Genomic DNA, 26,881 nt, shown 5'->3' on the forward strand with positions numbered 1-26,881 from the left:
CTTAAAAATATCCAAAAGTAACTTGCATAATCGGTTGCCAGTTTATATAATATTAGTTATATTTGCAAACTCAAATTTTTTGAACTTCTTTACATTTTAAATACTGATTTAGTGATGGGTAAATCTAAGCTTCTGTTTGTAACTCATGAAATGTCTCCTTTTCTCGAACTCACAAAAATTGCTGAAATAACACGCCAACTCCCGCAGGCAATGCAGGAGAAAGGTTACGAGATCCGTATCCTTATGCCGCGTTTTGGCAATATCAACGAGCGCAGGAACCGTCTTCATGAGGTGATCCGGTTATCAGGTATGAACATTATTATTGATGATAATGATAACCCGCTCATTATAAAGGTAGCATCTATCCCGGCGGCGCGCATGCAGGTGTATTTTTTAGATAATGAAGAATATTTTCAGCGTAAACACGTATTTGCCGATAAAGATGGCAAATTTTACGCCGATAACGATGAGCGCATGATCTTCTTTTGCAAGGGCGCGCTCGAAACCGTTAAAAAGTTAGGCTGGGCCCCTGATATTATTCACTGCCATGGCTGGATGAGTGCTTTGGTACCCGCGTACCTTAAAACCACCTACAAAGACGACCCTACCTTTAAACATTCAAAAATTGTTTATTCAATTTATGAGAATGACCTTAAAGAAAATATGGGTGCCGCTTTTGCCAATAAGGCTGTGATGAGCAACATGACCGAAAAGCATGTTGAACCTTACGGAAATGGCTCAATACCGGCGCTTTATGCCGGTGCTATCCACTACTCGGACGGCATTGTTTTAGGCGACGCCAACATCGACGCAGATGTGTTAAATAATGTTAAAAACAGCAATAAATCGGTTTTAGAATTTGATTCTACCGCAGATTTCGAAAATTATTACAATTTTTACGACGAAATTACCAACGACGAATTGGTGCATGTTGCATAATACTTAATATTATATATGAAATTTTTCCGATTAGACTTATTGACCCTGTTAATAAGTCTTTTTATTTTCAACGCTTGTAAACGCCAGGATGGCATCGGCTTAGGTGTTAATGATCAAAATGCCATCACCGGTAATTTGATTGTTGATTCGAATCTTATTGTCAATACTGTTGCCGAAGATACTGCTGCTACCTCAAGCGGATCAAAAACTCCGCTCGCCAATTTTGTGGATCCGGTTTTTGGTACCACCCAAACTTATGTAGCTATCGGAGTAAACCTGCCAAATAACGCAGCTTATACTGTACCTGCCGGTACTTTATCAATCGACTCGGCTGTGCTGGTATTAAAATACGCAGATGGTTTTTACGGCGATTCGCTGGCATCACGCTATAAAATAAGCGTTTATCAGCTTCAGAATAAAATTGAAAGCAAAAGCTATTATACCAACAGCCATTGGGATGCCGATCTGAGCAAATTACTGGGTTCAAAAACATTCTCGGCCCGTACTCATGATAGTATTACCATAACACGCATCCGTACCGATACGATAGATACTGTACAAAGGGTTGCACCGCAATTGCGTGTAGCTTTTGATAAAGCATTTATTTATCAGCATTTATTTAACGCGCCGGGTAGCGAGTTATCATCTGTTACTAACTTCCAAAATTCGGTAAAAGGTTTATATCTTAAACTGGATAGGGCGCAATCAAGCGATGCCGGTGGTATAATTCAATTAGGCCTTGCTGCATCTACCATAGATGTTTTTTATAAAGTTGTAAATGGTACAACTATAGATACGGCATCGGTGTCACTTCCATTTTTTAACAGGGCTGCCGAAGTGGTTCATACCTATCCGGGAGCTATTACAACCGCTCTGCAGGCTTCACAAAACAGCCCTGGTACTACACAAAACACTATTTATATGCAAGGTGTTGCCGGCTTAAGGGCTAAAGTGAGTTTCCCTGGATTGGAAAAACTTGCCGACTCGGCCATTGTAATAAACCGTGCTGAAGTTGTGATCACACCAAAACCAGGTTCAACCGTACCATACGCTGCACTGCCTAAGCTTACCATGTATAAACTTGACATAGCCAAACAGCGTACTGTGTTGCAAGATGCCAACGGAAGTGATAAACGCTCGCAGCTTACCTATTTTGGCGGTGGCTACAACCGTACAACCAAGCAATACCACTTCCTGGTTACAGCTTTTGTGCAGGACCTTATCAGCAAAAAAGCTGTTGATTATGGTACGTACATAGCACCGGTTGATACCACCCTGGTTAATACAACATCGGGTATTGACATTGGTGCTACAACACTTACCGCTGCAAGATCTGTACTGGTTGGTACTGATAATTCATCGCCTTACAGTATCCGCTTAAATATCATTTATACCCGGATCAAGAAATAAGATAACTCTCAATAAACATAAAGAATCCCCGCTTAGGGGATTTTTTTGTTTAAGGCAATTCTACTTCTTAAAATAATTTTCTAAGTATTTAAAAACTTTACGTTTTCGGCAAAAAATCAAAATAATTATTGCTGATATGTGTTATATAGCTGTTTATTTTGCGGCGTTTAACATTTTTTACTTAGAAATTTATGTGCGGAATTGTTGGTTATATAGGGTTTAGGGATGCCTATCCCATCGTTATAAAAGGGCTTCACAGGCTTGAGTACCGGGGCTATGACAGTGCCGGGGTTGCCCTGCTTGATGAGCAACTTAAGGTTTATAAAAAAGCAGGTAAAGTTGATGACCTGGAAAATTTTGTAAAAGGGATTGATCTGAAAGGTTCGATAGGTATGGGGCATACCCGCTGGGCTACACACGGTGCGCCAAGCGATAGGAACTCGCACCCCCACTCATCGGGCGACAGGAAACTCACCATCATCCACAACGGCATTATCGAAAATTACGGCCCTATCAAAGAAACCCTGATAGCCAAAGGCCATGTATTTAAAAGCGATACCGATACCGAAGTTTTAATTCACCTGGTTGAAGATATTCAGCAGGCTACCGGGATGGATTTAAAGGAGGCAGTGCGCATCGCCCTGAACAAGGTGATAGGTGCCTATGCTATCGTAATTATGAGTGCCGATGAACCTGACTTGCTGATAGCAGCCCGCAAAGGCAGCCCTATGGTTATAGGCGTTGGTAAAGGTGAGTACTTTATTGCATCTGATGCTACTCCCATTGTTGAGTACACTAAAAACGTTATCTACCTAAATGATAATGAAATTGCCTATGTACAACGCGAGGGACTGCTGGTAAAAAATATTGATAATAAGATCCAGATTCCTTATATCCAGGAACTCGACCTGAAGTTGGAGGCGCTGGAAAAAGGCGGCTACGATCATTTTATGCTCAAAGAGATCTATGAGCAGCCCCGCTCTATCCGCGATTGTCTGCGTGGTCGTATTTACCCGCAACAAGGCAAAGTGCAGCTTGGTGGTATAAAGGAGTACACTGAGAAGCTGAAAAACGTAGACCGGATCATTATTGTGGCTTGCGGAACCTCATGGCATGCAGGTTTAGTAGGCGAGTACCTGATAGAGGAATACGCCCGTGTTCCCGTTGAAGTTGAATACGCTTCGGAATTTAGGTATCGCAACCCTATCATCACCGAAAAAGACCTGGTGATAGCCATTTCCCAATCGGGCGAAACTGCGGATACCATGGCAGCTATTGAATTAGCTAAAGAAAAAGGTGCTACCATTTTTGGCATCTGTAATGTGGTTGGCGCGTCCATTCCGCGTTTAACACATGCCGGGGTTTATACCCACGCCGGACCGGAAATTGGTGTGGCATCAACCAAGGCGTTCACAGCGCAGGTAAGCGTATTAACCCTCATTGCTTTTTACATTGCACAGCAGCGCGGCAAAATTACCCGCAACAAAATGGTTGAGTACCTTACTGAGTTAAACGAAGTTCCTGAGCTGGTAAAAGCGGCCTTGAAATGCAATGACCATGTGATGGAGATCGCTGCCCGGTTTAAAGATTCGGCCAATTGCCTGTTCCTGGGCAGGGGAAGTTCGTTTCCGGTCGCTTTAGAAGGCGCTTTGAAGCTTAAGGAGATCTCATACATCCATGCCGAAGGTTATCCGGCTGCCGAAATGAAACACGGGCCAATAGCCCTGATAGATGATGAAATGCCGGTAGTGTTCATCGCCACCAAACACTCATCGTACGAGAAAGTGATCAGCAATATACAAGAAGTAAAAGCCCGCAAAGGCCACGTGATAGCCATTGTTACCGAAGGCGATACCGAGGTAAAAAGCATGGCCGATTACGTAATAGAGATCCCCCAAACAGATGAAGCTTTTGTGCCATTGATAGCAACTATCCCTTTGCAGCTACTATCGTACCATATAGCGGTAATGCGCGGTTGTAATGTTGACCAGCCTCGTAACCTGGCCAAATCGGTTACGGTTGAATAAAGCTGAAAGCTAATTTATATTTAACAGCCCCTGCCCGTAACGGCAGGGGTTTTGTTATTTTTGGGAAGAAACAAATACCTGCAACCTATGAGTTTTGAAATTTTTGCACAAGCCGAAACATGGATCTCACTTATCACGCTAACCTTTTTAGAGATCGTTTTAGGCATCGATAACATTGTATTTATCTCCATCCTGGCCGATAAGCTACCGGCCAACCAGCAAAGCCGTGGCCGAAGAGTTGGTCTTGGTATGGCCATGATCACCCGGATCCTACTGTTGCTATCCATTAGCTGGGTAATGACATTAACCGCCCCCCTATTTAACCTGAGCGGAATTTTTAGCATTACTGATGCCGATTGGGTGGAAAAACTGGCTATCTCGGGCAGGGATATTATCCTGATCGTCGGTGGCCTGTTCCTGATCTACAAAAGTACAGCCGAGATCCACCACAAAATTGAAGGTGATGAGGAAGAGGAAAGTTCCGGCAAAAAACATTCGTTTTGGGCTACCATTATTCAGATCATGATACTGGATATCGTTTTCTCTCTCGATTCGGTAATTACCGCTGTAGGTATGGCCAGCCATGTGGAGATCATGATATTGGCAGTTATTATAGCAGTTGGTATTATGATGTGGGCCTCAAATGGTGTGGCATCATTTGTAAATAAGCACCCAACAGTTAAAATGCTGGCCTTATCATTTTTGCTGCTGATAGGCGTTTCCTTACTGGCCGAGGCTTTTGAGCAACACATCCCTAAAGGTTATATCTACTTCGCGATGGCTTTTTCCGTTTTGGTTGAGATGCTGAATTTGAAAATGAAGGCGAATAAGGGGAAGAAGAAATAACCATATGTCATTGCGAGCGTAGCGCGGCAACCGCATGCTGTACAGAGCCGCCCTGTATAGTATGCGATTGCCACGTCGCGCCGTCGCTCTTCCACTCCCGCAGCTCCTCGCAATGACATGGGAAGAAATAATGAGTCCAGACTTACGAAGTTTTAAAAACTTCGTAAGTCTTAGCACGCGTTACATTTTCGCCTAAACAATGACTTAATGATACAATGACCTAATGACCCAATTAAAGCGCTACAACCACCGCTTTGCCGCTATATTTAACAACCTTATCGGCCTTAGCAGTCAAAGCTACATCCGAGCCATGTGCACCTTTCACCATCACAATATTAAATGTGCGGCTTTTCAGTTGACCAGGGAAATGCCCTTTGGTATCCGAGATCGTTAACTTATGTGCCTTGTCATTCCAGTTTAAAGTAAATGTGGCCGATTGGCCTTTTTCGTAATTATAGTTATCGTTCTCATCCTCATAAAACTTAAACGCGGCATCGGCACCGGGGTAAATACGCAGTTCGATATTGCTGTTAGGTTTTTCGGTAGCATACTCCACATCCGGCCCCATTGGGATTATAGAACCTGCTTTTACATAAAGCGGCAAAATTTCGATAGGTGCGGCGGCACTGATGGTTTGGCCGCCATCAAGCAGTTCGCCGGTCCAGAAGTTGTACCATTTGCTTGCGGCAGGCAGATATACCTGGCGGGCTTTGGCTTTTCTGTCGGCATCGCTTGAGGTATATAGCTGCTCTGTAACCGGGTTAACCATAAACGCCGGACCAAACATGTATTGATCAGGAATGCCGTAAACCTTGCTATCGCCACGGTAATCAAAAGCCAGCGAACGCATCATAGTATAATTATCATGAGTTACACGGCCCGCCAACGAATAAATATAAGGCATCAGGCGGTAGCGCAACTTATCAAAGTTCAACAATATCGAACGGGTATTTTCGTCCCAATTTTTGCTGAAGATGGCGCGCTCGCCTTTACCATGGATGCGGAATATTGGGCAAAACGTACCAAACTGAAACCAGCGGGTAAACAGTTCGCGCTTATCGGGCTGCGACCAATCGGCAGGTTTCCAGTGGTAATGGTAGCCGCCTATGTCTGATGTCCAGTAAGGGATGCCCGATGTACAGGCGTTGATACCCTGCGGCACCTGGTCTTTAAAATCGTGAAATGTACACTCAATATCGCTTGACCATAAAGTCGCGGCATTACGCTGCTCGCCTGCGAACGATTGCCTTACCAAAAAGAAGGCACGTTTACCGGGGATGTCCCTGCGCCAACCTTCATACACACCTTTGGTATGCTGTAATGAGTATGTGTTAAAATAATCTATCCCTTTACCTATGGCAAAATTGCTTTGACGGCGGGCATCAAGCAACGCGCCGTTATCCGGCTCGCATTGATCAATCCACCAGGCATCCCAGCCGTAGCGCTTAATGAGGCTATCGCGGGCCTGGTCCCAATACAGTTCGCGGGCTTTGGGGTTATGGGCATCGTAGTAAGTATCAAAAGTGTGGGTAACCACGTTATCCCAGGTAATATCGGTTAAGCCTCCCATTTTATCCAGGGCATCATAGTTGGGTGTTCCTTTACCAAATACCGGCCAAATGGAGATCATGGCATGCAGGTTGGCTTTATGCAAGGCATCAACCAATTGCTGCGGGTGCGGGTAACGCTCAGGTTTCATAACGTGCGAACCTATCGGGAGCGGATCCCAGTAGTACCAATCCTGCACAATGGCATCAACCGGGATGTGGTTGTTGCGATAATTATCCTTTACGGTCAGGATCTCATCCTCGCTCAAATACCTATCCTGCGATTGAAACAAACCATAAGCCCATTTACCAAACATCGGCGCTTTGCCGGTAGCTGTACGGTACAGATCAATAATATGATCAAAGGCTGGGCCGTAGAAGAAGAAGTAATCAACCTGTTTACCACTTTCGGATACGTACTTGAATTTGGTATTATTAGCCTCGGCACCATAAAAATTGCTGGCCGAATAATTATCCCACATTAAACCATAGCCTTTGGTTGATAGCAGCACAGGAATAGCACCGGTAAGATATTTAATGGCCAGATCCTGGTTGCGGCCCTTGTAATTGATTGACATGGAATCTAAAGGATGGCAACCTAAACCAAATAAGCCTTCCTTTTCAGGAGAGATAAACTGCGTGGTTATGGTGTTAGTGTTGATGCCCGCCACAGTTGCCGATACTACCGATTTGTTATCGCTGTCTTCGGCAGTAATGATATTGCCCTTTAAATCGGTATAAGTGATGGCATTGGTGGCTTTGTTAACTTTTACTTTGAGTTTGGCGGTGGTAATGATCACCTCAGTTTTGGTATCGGCAACCTGGTAAGCCGGGTGTTGCAGCCATTTGTTGTTTACTACCAGCGATGGCTTGGTTTCAAAAGCATCAAAAACGGTGTATTTCACTTCGATGATATCATCCTTACGGACCAGCACTTTCATCAGGCCTTTATCTAAAGTAAAAGTAACGCCATCCGCTGCTTTTTTGAAGGATTTTATGGCTGCCGAAGCCTGCATAGTTGACATGCCGGCTATCAGCATAAAAAACAACGCAATCGATTGTTTTATTTTTGATTTTTGGTGAGATAATTGTTTTAACATCATGACTATCACTTATCTGGTTTATATTGCGTGTGAGATTTACACCTATTTTGAGATGTGAATATAGCGTAGTTTTTGCAGTTGAAAAAGAAAAAATGATTACCGAGAAAATTTTGATTTTATAGTATCAGGAAAGATTAAAAAAGTATAGAAACGAAAGATCCTACACTAATTTTTCGAATTAAAGCGAATTACACCAATCACGAAGCCACAATCAATTCGTGTAATTCGATTAAATTTTATTCGACCCGAAAGTTAATTCGTGCATAATTGCTTAAACGATTTACAGAAATCTATATTTGTTATACAACCAATTAATAACATACACCTTATGGAGGATAAACCGCTACGGAGCCGGCAATGGTTTGGCAAGCAGGGTAAAGACGGTTTTATTTATCGCGCCTGGATGAAAAACCAGGGTATCCCGGCACACCAGTTGCAGGGCAAGCCAGTGATAGGCATCTGCAATACCTGGTCGGAACTTACGCCGTGTAACGCCCATTTCCGCGAGTTGGCCCAATCTGTAAAAAATGGGATTTATGAAGCGGGCGGTTACCCGGTAGAGTTTCCGGTAATGTCGTTAGGTGAAACATTGATCAAGCCAACCGCCATGCTATATCGGAATTTGGTAAGTATGGATGTGGAGGAAAGTATCCGCGCCAACCCGGTTGATGGTGTGGTACTACTTTGTGGCTGTGATAAAACCACTCCTGCGCTGGTAATGGGTGCAAGTAGTGTGGATATCCCTACCATTGTAGTTTCCGGCGGACCGATGCTTACCGGCAAATACCGTGGCCGGGATATAGGCACCTCAGATATCTGGCGCTTTTTTGCCGATCACCAAACCGGCCAGATGAGCGATGAGGATATGTACATAGCCGAGGCTTGCATGGCCCGCAGCCAGGGGCATTGCGCTGTAATGGGCACGGCTTCTACAATGGCGTGTATGGTAGAATCAATAGGACTTTCCCTTGCCGGAAATGCGGCTATCCCCGCCGCCGACTCGAGGCGTAAAGCACTTGCTCACTTATCCGGCAACCGTATTGTTGATATGGTGAGGGAAGATCTGAAACTATCAGATATCCTTACCCGCCAGGCTTTTGAAAATGCCATTACGGTTAACGCGGCCATTGGCGGATCAACCAATTTTATTATCCATTTATTGGCGATTGCCGGGCGGGTAGGTGTTAATTTATCCATGGATGATTTTAATACCGCCGTTCGTAAAATACCATTGCTGGCAAACCTGCAACCATCGGGTAAATATTTTATGGAAGATTTTTATTATGCCGGAGGCCTGCCTGCTTTGATGAAAGAACTTCATACCCAGCTTAACAGCGAAGCCATAACGGTAACCGGGAATCCCATATCACACAACTATGAAAACGCGGAATGCTTTAACCGCGAACTGATATCGCCGATAGAAAACCCATTTAATCCTATTGCAGGCATAGTAGTACTCAAAGGGAACCTTTGCGAAAACGGCGCGGTGATGAAGCCATCGGCAGCAAGCCCGGCTTTGATGCAGCACAGCGGTAGGGCGGTGGTGTTTGAAAATATTGAAGATTTTAACCATCGTGTTAATGATCCCGACCTGGAAGTAGATAAAGACAGCGTATTGGTATTAAAAAACGCGGGCCCTAAAGGCTACCCTGGTATGCCCGAAGTTGGCAATATGCTGATCCCCAAAAAACTGATGGACGAAGGCATTACCGATATGGTGCGCATCTCTGACGGACGAATGAGCGGTACCGGTTTTGGCACGGTGGTGCTTCACGTATCGCCCGAGGCTGCGGTCGGCGGCACGCTTGCCATTGTACAAAATGGAGATATGATCACGCTTGATGTACCTTCCGGTGTTTTGCATCTGCATGTGAGTGATGAAGAGATAGCCGCGCGCAAATCAACACTGATTTTGGATACTCACATTAGTAAACGGGGTTACACTTACTTGTATCAAACCCATGTTGAGCAAGCGCATCTTGGTGCCGATCTGGATTTTTTGAAAGGTAGCTCGGGGAGCGAAGTGGCGAGAGATTCGCATTGAGGAAGGAGATTTGTAAACACCGATTGTGATGCGTGCTGGGCTGTCATCCTGAGCTTGTCGAAGGACGCGCGCAGAGGCCCACCCACCATGCTTCGACAAGCTCAGCATAACACCCATTTTTAATTATTATAACATCAATCCAAAATGATACCTAATAAATTCACTAACCAGGTAGCCATAGTAACCGGCGCAGGCCAGGGCATCGGCTTTGAAATAGCCAAGCAACTAAGCCTTGCCGGTGCCGATGTATTACTTAATGATTTGAGCGAAGAGTTGGCTAACCAGGCATCAGAAGCTATTAAAGCTCTCGGCGGTAGTTGCCATCCCTTTGCTGGCGATGCCTCAAACATTGATTTTATACAACAAATGGTTGATGAAGCGGTGGGGCGCTTTGGCAAACTCACCATAGCTATTGCCAATGCCGGGATCACACTTTTTGGTGATTTTTTAAATTATCCTCAACAATCGCTTCAAAGTGTAATGAACCTTAATTTGCAAGGCAGTTTCTTTTTGGCGCAAAGGGCGGCGCGGCAGATCATCGCTCAAAAATCGGGCGGGAGTATCCTTTTCATGTCGTCGGTTACGGGGCACCAGGCACATCAGGATCTTGCAGCTTACGGCATGACCAAAGCCGCTTTAGAAATGCTGGCCAAAAGCCTGGTTGTTGAACTGAGTCAGCACCAGATCACGGTAAACACTGTTGCCCCCGGAGCCACCCTAACCGAGCGTACTACAGAAGACGCCAGCTATAAAGATACCTGGGCACGCATTACCCCGATGGGCAGGGCGGCTACAGTTGAAGATGTGGCCAACGCGGTATTGTTTTTAGTTTCGCCTGGTGCAAGGCATATCACCGGACAAAATATTATTGTTGATGGCGGATGGACGGCTGTTAGCACTTCGCCTTATTGATTTACCAGCAATTGCATCATAACATAAATGTTTAATAATATAGATCTTTTTGAATATACCAACCGAACATATCAGGCTGATACCTGGACACTTTTACCGCCGGAAGCTGTTTTGGAAAACATAGCCAGCGAGCTGATTAAATCCCGCTACCGTATTACAAGTCAAACTGATAATATGATCAAATTTGATTACAACAGCAATTACATTTTTAATGATGGGATCAAGCCCTTTAAAATGTTAGAAGAAGGCGTATTTGAGGTATCAATGGCAGAGGACAAGACCATTGTCAAGCTAATATATCATGTAGACATGACCGCCGAAATTGTGTTGATGTTTTTAGCTGTGTTTTGCGCTTGTATTACTATTAGCTGGGAACCTTTGTTAATGGCTGCCTTTATTGGTCTTCTTTTATTGCTTCGCTTTTATTCAGTAAAAAAAATAGCAGCCAGATTGATTTCCAATTTTTGAGCGATGTGTAGAAGTTTGAAAACATGGCTATTTATCATACCAATATCAAAACGGCTAAATGGGTAGGCTACATATTTCAACGGCCCGAGACGCACCGCATTCATTACGAGTGCGAAAAGCATAGCAATAACTACGGCGACATAGTTTGGTGGGACATTATTTTTGGCACTTATAGCAAGCCAAGGGAGTTTACAACAACCTGCGGTTTTACATACCGAAAAGAGGCTTAAACTTACCGTAATGTTAAAATTTTAAGATGTGCATAAGTGCTAATATTAAATCTGAAAAAAAACATAAATCGTGTTTGTTAAAACTCTATCTTTGCACCCCGACGCTGAGGTCGGGATTTCCTGGCTTTCAGCGCATAGGTATAACAGTTTATCGTCACGATTGACAATGGACTTTTGACTTGGAACTTTTTAAAAATAAAAGCCCTATGCCCAAAGACACCTCCATCAAATCCATCCTGATTATCGGTTCAGGACCGATCATTATTGGCCAGGCATGTGAATTTGATTATGCCGGCTCACAAGCCGCCCTTTCCCTTAAAGACGAAGGTATTACCGTTTCTATCATTAACAGCAATCCGGCTACTATCATGACGGATAAAGTTATTGGTGATCACGTGTACCTGTTGCCGCTAACTTGCGAAAGCATCGAGAAAATTTTAACCGAGCAACAGATCGACGCCGTATTGCCTACCATGGGTGGCCAAACAGCGCTCAATCTTTGTATAGAAGCCGACGAACGCGGCATCTGGAAAAAATACGGTGTTAAAATTGTTGGTGTTGACATTGCAGCCATCGAAAAAACCGAAAACCGCGAAGCATTTCGCCAGTTAATGGTTGATATCGGTGTAGGCGTAGCAAAATCAAAAATTGCCAACTCGTTTTTAGAAGGTAAAGAAGCAGCGCAAGAGATCGGCTTTCCGCTGGTTATCCGCCCAAGCTATACCTTAGGTGGTAAAGGTGCAGGCTTTGTGCACAAAAAAGAAGAGTTTGACGCTGCTCTGAGCCGCGGCTTGCAGGCTTCACCAACCCACGAGGTTTTGGTTGAGCAGGCGGTTTTAGGTTGGAAAGAGTATGAGCTGGAGCTGTTACGTGATGGTAACGATAACGTGATCATCATCTGCTCTATCGAAAACTTCGACCCAATGGGTATCCACACCGGCGACTCGATCACCGTGGCCCCGGCCATGACCCTGAGCGATCGTTGCTACCAGGAAATGCGTAACCAGGCCATTAAAATGATGCGTGCCATCGGTAACTTCGCAGGTGGGTGTAACGTGCAGTTTTCGGTAAACCCGGCCGACGAGTCAATCATCGCTATCGAGATCAACCCACGTGTATCACGCTCATCAGCATTGGCTTCAAAAGCTACCGGTTACCCGATCGCTAAAATTGCTGCTAAACTGGCTATAGGTTATAACCTTGACGAAATTGAAAACCAGATCACCAAAACCACTTCGGCTTACTTTGAGCCAACGCTGGATTATGTGATCGTTAAAATACCTCGTTGGAACTTTGATAAATTTAAAGGTGCCAACAAAGAACTCGGCCTGCAAATGAAATCGGTAGGTGAAGTAATGGGCATTGGCCGCAGCTTTACCGAGGCTTTACAGAAAGCTTGTCAGAGTTTAGAGATCGGCCGTGCCGGTTTAGGTGCCGACGGTCGCCAGAGCCGTAACCTGGAAGAGATCATGGCCAGCCTTGAACATCCAAGCTGGGACAGGTTGTTCCACATTTATGATGCCCTGAGCCTTGGTGTTCCTTTGGAGTCGGTACGTAAAGTAACTAAAATTGACCGCTGGTTCCTTAATCAGATCCAGGAGTTGGTTAATTTGGAAACTGAACTGCGCCGTTATTCATTGAACAACGTTCCTGAAGAGTTCCTGTTCAACCTAAAACAAAGAGGTTTCTCTGACGTACAGATAGCCCATATTTTGGGTAACGTAACCGAAGAGGACGTTTACCAGCGCCGCAAGGCCTTAGGTATGCACCGCGTTTACAAAATGGTTGATACCTGCGCTGCAGAGTTCCCGGCTAAAACTCCATATTACTATTCAACTTACGAGGGCGAGAACGAATCGATCTCATCTGATAAGAAAAAGATCATTGTATTAGGCTCGGGCCCTAACCGTATTGGTCAGGGTATTGAGTTTGATTACAGCTGTGTACACGGCTTACTTGCCGCTAAAGAGGCTGGTTTTGAGGCCATCATGGTTAACTGTAATCCTGAAACCGTATCAACCGACTTTAACATGGCCGATAAGCTATACTTTGAGCCGGTTTACTGGGAGCATGTTCGCGAGATCATTGAGCTGGAAAAACCTTACGGTGTAATTGTTCAGCTTGGTGGCCAAACAGCCCTTAAAATGGCTGAGAAAATGCACGAGCACGGCATCAAAATTATCGGCACATCGTTCGATAACATGGACATTGCCGAAGATCGTGGCCGTTTCTCAGACCTGTTGAAAGACCTTGGTATCCCATATCCAAAATACGGTGTTGCCGAAAGCGCTGAAGAAGCCCTTGAAGTAGCTCACAAAGTTGGTTACCCAGTGTTGGTTCGTCCAAGCTACGTATTAGGCGGACAGGGCATGAGCATCGTAATTAACGATGAAGACCTGGAAAAAGCTGTAGTAAGCTTACTGCGCAACCTGCCAGGCAACCGTGTACTGATCGACCACTTCCTTGACCGTGCTGCCGAAGCCGAGTCAGACTCGATCAGCGATGGCGAGGATACCCACATTGTAGGCATCATGGAGCACATTGAGCCTGCCGGGATTCACTCAGGCGATTCATACGCTGTATTGCCACCGTTCGATCTGTCGGACAATGTGATCAGCCAGATTGAAGAATATACTAAAAAGATAGCCAAAGCCCTTAACGTGCGCGGTTTGCTTAACATACAGTTTGCCGTTAAGGATGATAAAGTATATGTAATTGAAGCCAACCCACGTGCTTCACGTACTGTGCCGTTCATTGCTAAAGCTTACGATGTGCCTTACATCAACATAGCTGCTAAAGTTATGCTTGAGGTTAACAAACTGAGCGATTTCACTATCGAGCGCAAGCTTTGGGGTTATGCCATCAAAGAACCGGTGTTCTCGCACGATAAATTCCCGGAAGTTACTAAAGAGTTAGGCCCGGAAATGAAATCGACAGGTGAGGCTATCCGCTTTATCCCTAACCTGCAGGATCCATACTTCAGGACTTTGTACAAAGAGAAATCGATGTATTTGAGCAGATAATTAAAACATTAAATTACGGTCTTTTGTAGTTTAAATGCTAATAACGTGAACCTGCAACCCTAATTGCAGGTTCACTATTGTTGTATTTAGTTGTTATAGATTGAAAGTTAATTCGGCTAATGATCAGGCCATCAACCTAAAAAGTGTTGATCCTGAGGATATGAACGATGTTTTAGTGAAAATTGAAAAATCATTTAACATCAGTTTAAACGATACACCGGCCAACGAAGTGCAAAACTTTGGTAAACTGTGCGATGTAGTGGTTGAAAAAGTTAAAAAAACTAATGATGGCTGTACCACACAGCAGGCATTTTACAAACTTCGTAATGCTATTCATGCCTCTGCAGGCCATGATAATGACATCATAAAACCCCAAACTAAGCTTACAGATCTTTTTCCGCGCGATAGCCGTATTGAAGCCATTGCAGCTATAGAAGAAGAGATGGGTTTCGAGATCAAATTGCTTAAGCCAAAACAGTGGATAGTGAACGCGTTTACTATGCTATTGGTGGTAAGTTTTGTGTTCGCTTTCTATTACCTTGCTATTGGTATTGCCGGGATAATTGTTGCCGGTTTAGGCCTGCAACTGGCCGGCCGCCTTGGTAAAGAGATGCACATCAAAACCATCGGCGATTTGGCTGAGAAGATTGCTCGTGAGCATTACATTAAATGTAAGCGCGAAGCATCGGCAGTAAACAAAAACGAAGTTTCTGAAAAATTAAAGCAGCTTATTGTAACAAACGCATAGATATTGTCGTCAAGGTTAATGCAATATCGTTAACCTTGACGATCAATAATATCCTGCTTTGAAAACAATCTTTATCCTGTTTATTGTTCTGGTTGCATGCGGAACAATAAAAGCTAACGCACAAGCCAAAAATGCCATAGGTATTGGCTTTGGCTTTAATACCTCCCGCGAAAATAGCAACGGTTACGGCGGCCTTTTACAGGGCGAAATTAAGGTAACCAAAGTTGTGAGCATTACACCTTATTTAGGTATAGAAGTGCCTTATATAGCACATGCCGGGTTATCTGCCCGGTATTACTTTAACAAAACAATTTACGCTTCGGCTGGCGCTTTTGGCCATATTGATGGAGATTACAGCGGCGTAGGCGGTACAGGAGGAGTGGGGTTTATCCTTGCATCGGGTCGTCACCAAACGTTGGATCTTAACTTTCATGGCGATTACCTGAAAAAAGACCGGGCTACACCCGTGGCTGGTTTCCGGCTTATTTATAGCTTTTCGTTTACCAGGCTCGAATAAGTTTATTTATCCACCACTAATCCCTTTACTTCAAAAGTCACAACCCGTTTAGGGTCGGTTTTAACCTTATGTTGCTTTTTCCCGCTAACTGTATCGCCTGCTAAGTGTTGCAGATCATCCGCGATGAACTGTTTGGCGGCAATGCCCGAGATAATTACTGTTCGGCCTGCCAGTTCTTTCGGGATGCTAACCCCAGCGTTATAAAAATGCGCGGCAATCACCCTGCCTTTCCCGGCGTCAAGCTCAAACCAACCGCCATTGGGTTTGGTCACCCTGATTACCTTGCCTGCTATGGCGGTGGTGATACGCGTTTTCTTTCCCATAAAATCTTCCAGTTTTGAGGCGGGCATCATTACGGTGGTATCGGGCTTTTGTCCGTAAACCATACCATGGGGAATAGGCGTGTGTTTCTGGGCCTCAATTGTGCCCGAAAAGAGTGCCAATAGGATGAAAGGGATCAACTTTTTCATACCAATTGATAACATACCGATTGCAAAAAAGTTGACTGGTATCGTACTGGTTTACCGATGTTTTTTACTTATATGTCGATAATTGATGTAATAAGTATGTTAATAATTGTTAAAATGTTACTTTCGGGCAATTTGCTACGTATTGATAAGTTAATTTTGCATGCGTACTCATAATAACTTTAAACTGACTCGTGAAAAGAAACTTTACTAAGACCTTTTTATTTGCCGCTTTTTTAGCTGTGGTTGCTTTGGCAATTACAAGCTGCGGTAAAAGCGGTACGGCTACCCCGGTTACCGTACCAGATATGACTACTATGGATGTAGTAGTGCCAGCTACCGATGGTACAATAGCTTACACCGGCGGTTTATTTAATGCACAAACAGATGGAACTTTGAGTGCTTATGGCATTTGCTATAGCACAACCAATCAAACCCCAACCACAGCTGATACTAAAACACAGGACACCGTGTTATCGTTGGCATATCTTACCAAGTTAAAAGGCTTAACAGCTAAAACAACTTATTATGCCCGTGCTTATGCAACTAACAGTGCAGGTACCGGTTACGGTAAAGTGGTTCAGTTTACTACAAGCGATGGCACAGCCCCGGCAGGAGGTACTGTTACAACACTGGCCGGTAATAACCAGGATTTTTTAGATGGATTGGGCGAAGCCGCCGCGTTCGACGGGCCGCAGGGATTAACTTTGAGTACGGATGGTAACCTTTATGTTGCCGATTCATATAACAGCGCTATCCGTAAGCTTACACTGGGAGGCAATGTTACAACGTTAGCCGGTAACGGAGAAATAGGTTATGTTGACGGAAGCCTTACAGATGCCAGGTTTTATGCTTCGCAAGGTGTTGTTACTGATGCCAGCGGAAATATCTATGTAGCTGATTACGGAAACAACAATATCCGTAAAATCACTCCTGCCGGTGTTGTAAGTACTTTTGCAGGTAGCGGCGATGCCGGTTACACAGATGCTACCGGTATCAAAGCAACATTCAACAACCCACGTGCCATGGCTATCGATGCTTCGGGAAATATATTTGTGGTTGATCAGGGTAACAACCTGATCCGCAAAATTACGCCAGCTGGTGTGGTAACTACATTTGCAGGCAGCCGTGGTGCAAGTTATTATGATAATGCTACAAATACCAGCGCAACATTTAACAAACCTAATGGTATTGCTATTGACGCGGCTGGTAACCTTTACATAGCCGAGGCTTTAAACCACGCCATCCGTAAAGTTACTACAGCAGGTGTGGTAACCACTTTTGCAGGTGGTAACAAACGTACCGATTTTGTTGGTTCGCCATCGGCAATTACATTTGATGCTTCGGGTAATATGTTTGTAGCCGATCAGAATGGTCGCATTTTGGAAATAACTAAAGACAAAGTGTTAAAAGTTGTTGCAGGTAAAGCAGGTATAGCCGGTTACGCTGAAGGCACTGGCGACGCTGCCCAGTTTAACTCGCCACAAGGTATTGCAGTTGATGCAAGTAAAAACGTTTACATTTCTGATTACTATAATAACCGTGTGCGTAAGATAACCTTGCCGTAGGTTTATTCAATAAAAAATATTAAGCTCCATAGCAGCTTCCGTTGAGGATGTAGCTATGGGGCTTTTTTGTTTAGAAAATTATTAAAAAGGATTAAATGAAATTGATATGTCCCCCGGGCATCATTGCAGATAATAAAAGCTGAGCCATTGAAGGAAGTATGACATTAGGCGGGCGGGCCTGTCACCCTGAGCTTGTCGAAGGGTCGCGCGCAGAGGCCACCCACCATGCTTCGACAAGCTCAGCATGACACCCATTTTTAAACATGTCATGGGTAGTGTATAGGGCAGATTTGCTTAGTCCCTCTGCCTCTTGGGGATTGCTTGGTACCTCGCAATGACGACTTTTATATGATTGTAGCAGCTTTCTAAAGAAAAACTTTGCGGCTTAGCGCCTTTGCGTGCTTAAATCATCACCCAAACAACAAATTAAACACCTCTTCAATAGTGCTGACAATTTTGATATCGATATTATAGCGCGACAGATCCATGCGCTTTTTATCCTGACCGCTGGCGGGGAGATTATATTTGGAGATGAAGATCTGGGTGAAGCCCAGCTTCTGCGCCTCGGCAATGCGTTGTTCAACCCGGTTTACTGCACGGATCTCGCCCGATAAACCAAGCTCGCCCGCGAAACAGGTTTTAAAAGGGATAGGGATATCCTCGTGCGAGGATATGATCGCCGCAGCCAAACCAAGGTCAATAGCCGGATCTTCAACCCGGATCCCTCCGGTTATATTCAGGAAAACATCTTTAACGCCAAGCCTGAAACCGCAGCGCTTTTCTAATACAGCAAGCAGCATGCTCATTCGTTTGGTGTCAAAGCCGGTTGCGGTACGCTGAGGCGTGCCGTATGGCGATGGGCTTACCAATGCCTGGGTTTCTATCAGCATTGGTCTCATGCCCTCTAAAGTAGCCGAAATGGTAACACCGCTCAAAGGCGTATCACGATGGGAGAGCAGGATCTCGGAAGGGTTAGAAACCTCGCGCAGGCCTTCGCCCATCATTTCGTAGATGCCCAATTCAGATGCTGAGCCGAAACGGTTTTTGATGGTGCGTAAAATGCGGTACACATGATGCCTGTCGCCCTCAAACTGCAAAACGGTGTCAACCATGTGCTCCAGTATTTTGGGACCGGCAATCATGCCATCTTTAGTGATATGGCCTATCAGGAAAACGGGTGTTGAAGTTTCTTTGGCAAAACGCAACAGCTCGGCAGTACATTCTCTTACCTGCGATACACTGCCCGGTGTTGATTCGATATGCGCCGAATGCAGGGTTTGGATCGAATCGATCACTACCAGATCCGGCTGCAGGGTTTCTATCTGCTTAAAAATGTTTTGGGTAGATGTTTCGGTAAGGATATAAGCACTTTCGCCAATGGCTTCTCCCTGCGGAGAATGTGGTGCTAACCTTTCAGCCCTCATCTTGATCTGCTTGTCGCTTTCCTCGCCCGATACATACAATACTTTTTGGTGAGGCATATTGAGCGCCAACTGCAGCATCAGGGTTGATTTACCAATGCCGGGCTCCCCGCCAATCAATACCAGCGATCCGGGTACGATGCCTCCACCTAAAACACGGTTAAATTCTTTATCAGGTGTAGGTATCCGGTTCTCTTCGGTGTAAGTAATATCGGCCACCTGCACCGGCTTGTTAGCCCGCTGCTGACTGGTTGACGATGGTTTCCATGCCGGCACCGAACTGCCACCTTTTTCTATCACCTCCTCAACAAAAGTATTCCATTGCTGGCACGAAGGGCATTTACCCAGCCATTTAGGCGATTCGAAGCCACAGCTTTGGCAGAAATAAGCGATTTTGGATTTGGCCATTATTATTGGATATGCAGATTACAGATGTGCAAATATGCAGATTATTTTGATTTTTACTAAATTAATTAGTAATGCCAACATGTTATCTAACAGATCCAGACTTGCGAAGTTTTTAAAACTTCGCAAGTCTTATTCGTTTGGTTATATTATTTCTTGTCTGCGTATTCTCTAAAATATCCACACTCCTTTAGTACTTCTTTATAGTAAGCCGTTTTATTATACTTTTCTTTTAGCTCGGCAAAGTAGCTGTAGTATTTATCCATTACGGTTTGGCTGCCTGTTATATCGGTAAACTTGTCGCCGCCTTTAAATTCCGGATCGCCATAAATATCATTAAGGGCACATTTGCTTAGCATAAAGGTGCAGCGGGCGCGCTGTTCGCCGGTAGCTGCATTTTTGCGGGCAAGTTCATAATACTTCGCTGCAATTTGCATGGAGGTGATCATGTTGTCCATCTTTTCTTCGTTATCGTAATAATACCTGTTTGTTGGCCCGGCTGGTACCGGGTCCGATTCATAAAACATCCGCGCATTTCCGTAGTAGGTAATGTTGTAATAGGCGTTTGCTACCTGGTAAGCATTGCGATATACGTTTTTGCCGGCCTTAATTTCTGTTTGCATATTATTAAGTGTTTGCAAAAAACTAAGTGCGGTAAATTTTTGCTTTTGCGGCGCGGCATGGTCACAATCGTGGCAATCAACCAATCGCCCGTTAAAAGGGTTTCCCAGAAGTGTGGTAGTGTCTGGCTTCATTTTTTTAAGCCAGGTTGTGGCTTTTTCCGTTTCCTGTTTGTAGGCCAGCATAATGCCCTGGTGATAGTAAAGGTTATCAACGCTATAGTGGTAATAACGAAGCATGGCCTGTTCAAATGGTGTTTTTGTAGGCTTGTTCATTAGGTTAATGAAATGCGTAACGTTAGCGCTATCCGTATAAAAAGCACGAGTATCATTATCGCCATCAGCATCAAAACAAACTCGTTTAATGGAGTTGCCCTGCTTTTTATATAGCCTGGCTATAGTGCCCGTGCAACCGGCAAGGGCGTCGCTGAACCTTAAATTAGTTATCTCAATTTTGTTATCGCGCAGGTTGGCCAACCAGTTTAAGGGTTCAACCAAGTTGCCTTCGGCAGTGGCATCTATTTTCTTCAGGCTTTTAACATACAGCAAAATATCCAGTAGTTTACTTTGGGCAGTGAGCATTTTATCGCCTGCAGGTATTTGCTTTTTAGCGGCCGCGTAAAACTTACCGGCAGCCATGTAGTTGCTATCTAAAAAGTTAAGGTAACCGGCTGCCAGGTTCCAATAATATGGCTTGGCGGTGTTATTTTTTAGAGCGATACTTTCAACAAGGCGTTTGTTGTAGGTTTTCACTTTACGCACCGAGTCTGTTTGTTGTGGAGTTTCTGCCCAACCACCCCCTGCTTCCCGGATGTTGATGAGTCGGCTAAGTAATAGATCAAGTTTTTCAGATTTTGGATCGATGGCTACGATCTCTTTAATAGCCCGGCCTTCGTCATATTGTGCGCCCAACAAATGCCATAGCGTAATTTTCTCCTGTGGTGTTTGAGCTAATTTTAAAGTAGCCTGCCAGTCGCTTTCATTTTGCGGATGGAAACTCCAGTAATTGGGGATTTTAAGATTATAGGTATAATCATAACACAGGCTATACAGGTAATTGGATAACGCATAGTTTTTTTGCTGATAGTAATAGCCGGCCACATAACCCATAGTACGGTACCAGGTAAGGTTTTTAGGGAAAGCTGTTTTATACTGCTCAAACACCTTTACAGTTTTATCATTTTTACCAGTGTTGTTAAAGTAATAGTAGCGCACCATCTGAAACCAAAGGCGTTGTTTAATAAATTGTTCGGTTTCTTTATTAAAAGCATTAACCAGCATGTTTTCGATGTTGGCCGGCGAGTGTTTCGGTGTTACCTTATCCCAGCTATAATTGTCGTCGTTTACAGCATATGCTTCGGCGGCTTTGGCCAGTTTAAGATAGGTATAAAAAGAATTTAACAGATCATGAGTAACCAGTCCTGTATTTATAGCGGGGTACCTGGTCGGCAAGGTTTTAAGTGTACCGGTAAACTTTCGGTAAACTGTATCAACCTGGCCCGGTGTAGCTTTCAGCAATAAAAATTGCAGCGAGGCTTTAGCAAACTGATGTTTGAAACGGGCATCCCACTCGTTAACTATAATATCATTGTATTGCGTATTACTGCTTTCGGCATAACCAATGCCATAATACTCGTAGTAGCTGGAATAAAAGAAAGGCGAGTACTGTTTATTAACAAAATATTCAGGCGCGAAAACTGAGTAATCCGAATCGTCCGAATCGGCGCAGGCCCAGATCACCCCAGTAGTGGTGACGGTACAAAAACTAAAGACGAGCAGAAACCTGCTTAAGTGCTTCCGCGTTAAATTTTGACGAATCGATGTTGGCCAGTTCATAGTAGATGATGGTTTTATTTTGCTGATGAGGCAGGTTTTTATTTAGTTGCGTTGCGGCGGTGTTTAACGTGTTAATGTCCGTTTCTTCAAGTTTAAAAATATCATTTTGTTTGATATAGATACCTTCTAAAAAGAAACTCTGTTTGGCGCGGTAATTATTAGCTTGCCGGGTTTGCTCGAAATTATCCCGGTTATCCAGTTGTTGATGCCCTATTTTACCATACACTTGTATAACCCGTCCATCGCGCACATGGATAGCCCAGCCGAACAATGGCAAGGCAATATCTAACCTAAATGGATAAGAACTGATATAACCGGCATACTTATCAGCATCGTCCGGGTTATAAATTGAGTTAGGCTGATCAGGTACCGCGTTAAGCTTGCCCATATTGTAAAACATCAACACACCGGCATCGGCAGGGGGGGTACCTGTTCGCCCTTTATATTTAACCTGGTGCAGGCGGATGGTAACCTGTAATTGCTTTTGGTTAAGCTTTTTAAAAGCCTTGAGAAAACCAAAATATTTGCCACGGGTAGTGAGCGACCAATCGCAATCTACCTGTATTTTACTGTAGTTGATATGGTTTTGAAAAGCGATATCATTTACCAGTTTATCGCAATGTTGGGCGAGGCTGTTTATAGCTGTATCGGCAATGTTTTGGAATGTTTTATTGGTGATATAGATAACCGGGGTGATATTGATACCATTTACTGGTTGCTTAAACTGTACAATGGCGTTTGGATAAGCGCGGTGCAAACTATCATTCCAGGTTACATCAAAAAAGCGGATGTACGCGTTGTTGCCGGTTTGATGTAATAAGTCGGTTTGCTGTTGATTAAGATTGAAGCCGGTTTTCCAATAGTAGAAGGCTGTGGTATTGTTGTTTGGCTTTTTACAGGCCGAGAACAGCAATAAAACGGTGACACAGCTTAGGTAGTATTTGTACATATTGGCAGGTAGCTACCGGCAAATTAAGCGATTTTTAAGTTAAACTGCCGGTATATGCCAAACGGTAAAAAGGAGGTATGGTTTGAGAAATAAATAAAATTATAAACTCATCTGGTCGAAGTTCAGCGATAGCGTAACTTCGACCAGTAAAAAAATAAACCAAATCGCAAAAATGAACTTGGTACTTGATAATCAATTGAAAAACTATGTGTATTCACTGGCAGAGCAAGCTGGTGACGAATCAGAGATACACCCGGTCGACAGGAAGTTTCTCGAAAAACATTTAGATGAGATCAAGTCTTATAATACTCTCTCTTTCCTGTATTACAATTTAGAGATGGTTAATGATCTTTATGTTACCCAATTATTTGCCTGCCTGCCAGAAATATGGAAAGATATTAAGCTGGATAATTTAATAACACTCAGCGAGAACTTCACCAATGTGTTTTCATATTATACTTTAATCAAATTCACTTATAAGTATATAGAGATAGATATAATCGAAATAGTTTTAAATATCATCATCGCTAAAAAGGACCGTAATTGTTTAAAAAGTGTGATTGATTATTTGCACAGGCAATGGAATGTTTTGATAAAGTCGGAAGAAACCATGATGGATTTTGAAGATGGTTTCATTGATGTTGATTACCAAGAATGGATGGATATAAAACAAAAGTTTCTATTGGATAAAAGGGTAAAGCCGGTGTTACTAACATATCCCGAAATGAAAATATATGTACGTGGATTTACTATATAAGCTTACCCGATTTATAAACGCGATGTGCTGAAGTGTATTTGCAACCGGTAAAGCTGATTAAACTATATCATTCCTCCAGTTTAATCTTCAAGCCTCGACCAGTTAAGAGAATAAAAAAACCGGTGCGGTGATTATCTATAGCTATTTTTTCAATTCCTCGTCAATTTTTGCCACCAACTCCTTCTCCATGTCATCGTTATAACCATCTACACTCTTAACAATGCGACCATCTTTATCAACAAGGTAAAAATTAGGTGTTCCCACAGTTTTGAATGCCTTTTTTGTTTGTAATACACCTAAATAAACTGGAAATTCAAGATGGTTAGCCTCTTTATATTTTGATACCTTATCCGCAGCTTCAGAAGTGAAAATACTTACGATAGAGAAATTTGACGAGGCGTATTTTTTGCTTATCCTGTTTAATACCGGGTTGGCAAGCGCGTTGGCCGCGCAATTGGTAGCATCGAAGGCTATTAGCAATATCTTGTTATTAAAATCGGTAAGGGGTACATCTTTATTTTGCAGGTTTTTTAGTTTTAAGGCAGGGGCCATACTACCCTCAGTAAGCAGCTGTTTGTTTTGTAAACTAAATGAAGCCAAATCAAAATTTAGTGCGTTAGCCGGTATTGCCTGGTTAATTTTGATGTTGGTAAAGTGAGCCTCTTCAAAGAAAGTTAACCGCCCAATAGTTTGTCCCCCTTTTTCGGTAATGCCTGCACCAATTTCTTTAAAAAATACAGGGAGGAGTGTAGCTTTATTAATGGCTACGTAATCGTAAGTAAAATCGTGCCTGCCATTTACCATCTCGTCAAAGCTCTTTATGAAAAAGTAACTACAGCTCAGGCCGTTAATAACTGTGTCTTTTCTTTGAAAAATATTTGGCCGGTTCTTTTCAAGCGCATACTGGATCTGCTCAATAACCGACATCATACCCAAGTTTACTTGGTCTGCTTCTGGTTTTGTGTGAAAGCTATAGGTACTATCATCCAAATCAAGCTGGTAAAGGGTATCATTCCTTAAAACAACTTCAAATTGAGGTTGTCCTTTCCCTGAAATAGTTTTATCTCGTTTTTGCTTTGTCAAACCATGTGCGTTAAACTTGAGCAGGCAACGCATGTTGATATAATTTGTATCTCCCTCGCTAAGCGGATTTTTTTGCGTTAAATGATAGCTATAGCTTAAGGTTTTTAAAGACTGTACTTTATCAACAGTTTTTTGCAAGCTTAGGGCTGCCTTGTTTTGCCCATATGCAAAAAAGGAGATGAATAGGCTAATCAGTAATACCGTGATTTGTTTCATTTTATAGGTAGGTTTATCCAAAGGTAAATTTTATTTACTGTAAAATCCAACCTGTAAAATGTATGCTTGCGCTTAAAACAAAAAAAAGAGCAGGTGCTCATCCAAACACCTGCTCTTTTAAATTTCTTTAATGTTGTGCTATTTTCAAACAGTTGCACTTCTGAAAGTTTTACAGTTTAATTTCTTCGTCTTTTGATGAGAAGAAATGGAACTCTGTGATCTGGTAGGATGGGTTACTTTTAACCTTTATCCACTGTCCGTATTTAACAAACCACTTCATTTGGCGGTTGTAGATGCCTTTTTTAATATAGGCTTCAATGTACGGGTGTACACACAGGGTTATGCCCTTTTCGTTTTGCTCGGTCAGGATAAAATTGAAATTGTTTTCAATATCGTCCATCAGCAAAATGGTTGGCCTTATAGTGCCGGTACCGTTGCAGGTTGGGCAAACCTCGCTGGTTACAATGTTCATCTCCGGCCTTACACGCTGACGGGTGATCTGCACTAAACCAAATTTGCTTGGAGGCAAAATGGTGTGCTTGGCACGGTCGTACTGCATTTCGGCACGCAGAAAATCAAAAAGCTCCTTGCGGTTTTGCGGTTTGTGCATATCGATAAAATCGATCACCACTATACCACCCATATCGCGCAGGCGCAGTTGCCTTGCAATTTCTTTAGCAGCTTCCTTGTTTACCTGGTAGGCATTCTCTTCCTGGTTTTCTTTGCTGGCCGTGCGGTTACCGCTGTTTACGTCGATAACGTGCAAGGCTTCGGTATGTTCAATTACCAGGTAAGCACCACCGGCAAGGTTAACTGTTTTGCCAAAGGCCCCTTTAATTTGTTTTTCGATTCCGAAGTGATCAAATATCGGCTCCTTATGCTTGTGCAACCGGACGATATTTTCCATATCGGGCGAAATTTCATGAATGTATGAACGAATTTCTTCGAACATACCATTATCATTGGTATAGATGTGCTGAAAATCGGGGTTCAAAATATCCCGCAGGATAGTTGATGTACGCCCAATTTCGCCTAAAACTTTTTTAGATGGCTCAACTGATGGCAGTTTAGTTATAAACTGTTCCCATTTCGAGATCAGATCGAGCAGATCTTTCTGTAGTTCGTCAACACCTTTACCCTCTGATACTGTACGGATGATAACGCCAAAATGCTTTGGCTTAATGCTTTCAACAACCTTACGGAGGCGGTTACGCTCGGTATTGCTTTTTATTTTTTTCGAAATTGATATCGCTTCCGAAAAAGGTACTAAAACAACATAACGGCCTGCTATTGACAGGTCGGAACTTAAGCGTGGCCCCTTGGTTGATATGGGTTCTTTAGCTATTTGTACCGGTATAAGCTGATTTTTGGTTAATATCTCAGAGATCTTTCCTCCCTTATTGATATCGGCCTCCAACTTAAACCCATCCAATAGCTTTGATTGATATCCCCCGCTACGTACTTGTTTGGTAAGCTTTAACAGGCTTTGCACCTGCGGCCCCAGATCAAGATAATGCAAAAAGGCATCCTTCTCATAACCAACATCCACAAAGGCAGCGTTAAGGCTTGGCATAATTTTTTTAATGCGGCCCAGGTATATATCACCAACAGTATAATTGTTGGTAACCTGTTCTTTATGAAGTTCTACGAGTTGTTTATCCTGTAGTAATGCAATAGTAGCTCCGTTAGGGGATGAATCGATAATTAATTCCTTTATCAATTGCTACTCCATTTTAACGGCAAAT

At 43.4% G+C, this 26,881-nt stretch carries 20 protein-coding genes; 13 read left to right on the forward strand and 7 right to left on the reverse strand.

Annotation, left to right across the window (positions count from 1 at the left end; genetic code table 11):
* Positions 1 to 114: 114 nt before the first annotated feature.
* From AAFN85_RS03900 to AAFN85_RS03915, 4 genes are all read left to right on the forward strand, one after another.
* Complete coding sequence (locus AAFN85_RS03900; protein WP_347525647.1) at positions 115 to 939, forward strand: glycogen/starch synthase; 825 nt, start codon at positions 115 to 117, stop codon at positions 937 to 939.
* Between the two features lie 15 nt (positions 940 to 954).
* Entirely contained in the window at positions 955 to 2,349 is a 1,395-nt protein-coding gene (locus AAFN85_RS03905; RefSeq protein ID WP_347525648.1) for a DUF4270 family protein, read from the forward strand.
* Positions 2,350 to 2,540: 191 nt separating this feature from the next.
* Positions 2,541 to 4,376: a glutamine--fructose-6-phosphate transaminase (isomerizing) gene (gene glmS / locus AAFN85_RS03910; RefSeq protein ID WP_347525649.1), complete on the forward strand. Its 1,836-nt coding sequence runs from the start codon at positions 2,541 to 2,543 to the stop codon at positions 4,374 to 4,376.
* Positions 4,377 to 4,463: 87 nt separating this feature from the next.
* Positions 4,464 to 5,222, forward strand: a complete 759-nt coding sequence (locus AAFN85_RS03915) for a TerC family protein (RefSeq protein ID WP_347525650.1) — start codon at positions 4,464 to 4,466, stop codon at positions 5,220 to 5,222.
* Positions 5,223 to 5,454: 232 nt separating this feature from the next.
* On the opposite strand, the gene AAFN85_RS03920 is transcribed toward AAFN85_RS03915, so the two are convergent.
* Positions 5,455 to 7,872 (reverse strand): TIM-barrel domain-containing protein, encoded by a 2,418-nt coding sequence (locus AAFN85_RS03920; protein WP_347525651.1) that lies wholly within the window; start codon positions 7,870 to 7,872, stop codon positions 5,455 to 5,457.
* A 328-nt stretch (positions 7,873 to 8,200) separates the two neighbouring features.
* On the opposite strand from AAFN85_RS03920, the gene AAFN85_RS03925 reads away from it, so the two are divergent.
* The 7 genes from AAFN85_RS03925 (at position 8,201) to AAFN85_RS03955 (ending at position 15,814) form a co-directional block, all read left to right on the forward strand.
* The gene (locus AAFN85_RS03925) at positions 8,201 to 9,916 is read left to right on the forward strand and encodes an IlvD/Edd family dehydratase (RefSeq protein WP_347525652.1); all 1,716 of its coding nucleotides are present in this window, start codon (positions 8,201 to 8,203) and stop codon (positions 9,914 to 9,916) included.
* A 144-nt stretch (positions 9,917 to 10,060) separates the two neighbouring features.
* Positions 10,061 to 10,828, forward strand: coding sequence for an SDR family oxidoreductase (locus tag AAFN85_RS03930; protein ID WP_347525653.1), 768 nt, complete (start codon positions 10,061 to 10,063; stop codon positions 10,826 to 10,828).
* Positions 10,829 to 10,855: 27 nt separating this feature from the next.
* The gene (locus tag AAFN85_RS03935; protein ID WP_347525654.1) at positions 10,856 to 11,296 is read left to right on the forward strand and encodes a hypothetical protein; all 441 of its coding nucleotides are present in this window, start codon (positions 10,856 to 10,858) and stop codon (positions 11,294 to 11,296) included.
* A 23-nt stretch (positions 11,297 to 11,319) separates the two neighbouring features.
* Entirely contained in the window at positions 11,320 to 11,526 is a 207-nt protein-coding gene (locus AAFN85_RS03940; RefSeq protein ID WP_347525655.1) for a sterol desaturase family protein, read from the forward strand.
* 206 nt (positions 11,527 to 11,732) lie between these two features.
* A complete protein-coding gene (carB, locus tag AAFN85_RS03945) occupies positions 11,733 to 14,549 on the forward strand; it encodes a carbamoyl-phosphate synthase large subunit (protein ID WP_347525656.1) in 2,817 nt (938 codons plus the stop codon).
* A gap of 100 nt (positions 14,550 to 14,649) precedes the next feature.
* Positions 14,650 to 15,297, forward strand: a complete 648-nt coding sequence (locus AAFN85_RS03950) for a hypothetical protein (protein ID WP_347525657.1) — start codon at positions 14,650 to 14,652, stop codon at positions 15,295 to 15,297.
* Positions 15,298 to 15,355: 58 nt separating this feature from the next.
* Positions 15,356 to 15,814, forward strand: a complete 459-nt coding sequence (locus tag AAFN85_RS03955; protein WP_347525658.1) for a hypothetical protein — start codon at positions 15,356 to 15,358, stop codon at positions 15,812 to 15,814.
* A gap of 2 nt (positions 15,815 to 15,816) precedes the next feature.
* Here the strand turns inward: AAFN85_RS03955 and AAFN85_RS03960 are convergent, their stop codons facing one another.
* Positions 15,817 to 16,284 carry a DUF4920 domain-containing protein gene (locus tag AAFN85_RS03960; protein ID WP_347525659.1) on the reverse strand — a complete coding sequence of 156 codons (468 nt, stop codon included), beginning with the start codon at positions 16,282 to 16,284 and terminating at the stop codon, positions 15,817 to 15,819.
* 191 nt (positions 16,285 to 16,475) lie between these two features.
* On the opposite strand from AAFN85_RS03960, the gene AAFN85_RS03965 reads away from it, so the two are divergent.
* On the forward strand, positions 16,476 to 17,849 hold the full coding sequence (locus AAFN85_RS03965; protein WP_347525660.1) for an NHL repeat-containing protein: 1,374 nt from the start codon (positions 16,476 to 16,478) through the stop codon (positions 17,847 to 17,849).
* A gap of 410 nt (positions 17,850 to 18,259) precedes the next feature.
* Here AAFN85_RS03965 and radA read toward each other — a convergent pair whose 3' ends face one another.
* From radA to AAFN85_RS03980, 3 genes are all read right to left on the reverse strand, one after another.
* Positions 18,260 to 19,678, reverse strand: a complete 1,419-nt coding sequence (gene radA / locus AAFN85_RS03970) for a DNA repair protein RadA (RefSeq protein ID WP_347525661.1) — start codon at positions 19,676 to 19,678, stop codon at positions 18,260 to 18,262.
* 146 nt (positions 19,679 to 19,824) lie between these two features.
* Positions 19,825 to 22,131, reverse strand: a complete 2,307-nt coding sequence (locus tag AAFN85_RS03975) for a hypothetical protein (RefSeq protein WP_347525662.1) — start codon at positions 22,129 to 22,131, stop codon at positions 19,825 to 19,827.
* Positions 22,061 to 23,080, reverse strand: a complete 1,020-nt coding sequence (locus AAFN85_RS03980; protein ID WP_347525663.1) for a hypothetical protein — start codon at positions 23,078 to 23,080, stop codon at positions 22,061 to 22,063. The genes AAFN85_RS03975 and AAFN85_RS03980 overlap by 71 nt, the downstream gene beginning before the upstream one ends.
* Before the next feature lie 172 nt (positions 23,081 to 23,252).
* Between AAFN85_RS03980 and AAFN85_RS03985 the strand changes: the two genes are divergently transcribed.
* A complete protein-coding gene (locus AAFN85_RS03985) occupies positions 23,253 to 23,837 on the forward strand; it encodes a hypothetical protein (protein ID WP_347525664.1) in 585 nt (194 codons plus the stop codon).
* Between the two features lie 141 nt (positions 23,838 to 23,978).
* Here AAFN85_RS03985 and AAFN85_RS03990 read toward each other — a convergent pair whose 3' ends face one another.
* Entirely contained in the window at positions 23,979 to 25,136 is a 1,158-nt protein-coding gene (locus tag AAFN85_RS03990; protein ID WP_347525665.1) for a TlpA disulfide reductase family protein, read from the reverse strand.
* Between the two features lie 169 nt (positions 25,137 to 25,305).
* Positions 25,306 to 26,856: an Rne/Rng family ribonuclease gene (locus AAFN85_RS03995; RefSeq protein WP_347525666.1), complete on the reverse strand. Its 1,551-nt coding sequence runs from the start codon at positions 26,854 to 26,856 to the stop codon at positions 25,306 to 25,308.
* Positions 26,857 to 26,881: the final 25 nt, after the last annotated feature.

It is taken from the genome of Mucilaginibacter sp. CAU 1740 (genome assembly GCF_039839285.1).
In the GTDB taxonomy this organism is placed as follows: domain Bacteria; phylum Bacteroidota; class Bacteroidia; order Sphingobacteriales; family Sphingobacteriaceae; genus Mucilaginibacter.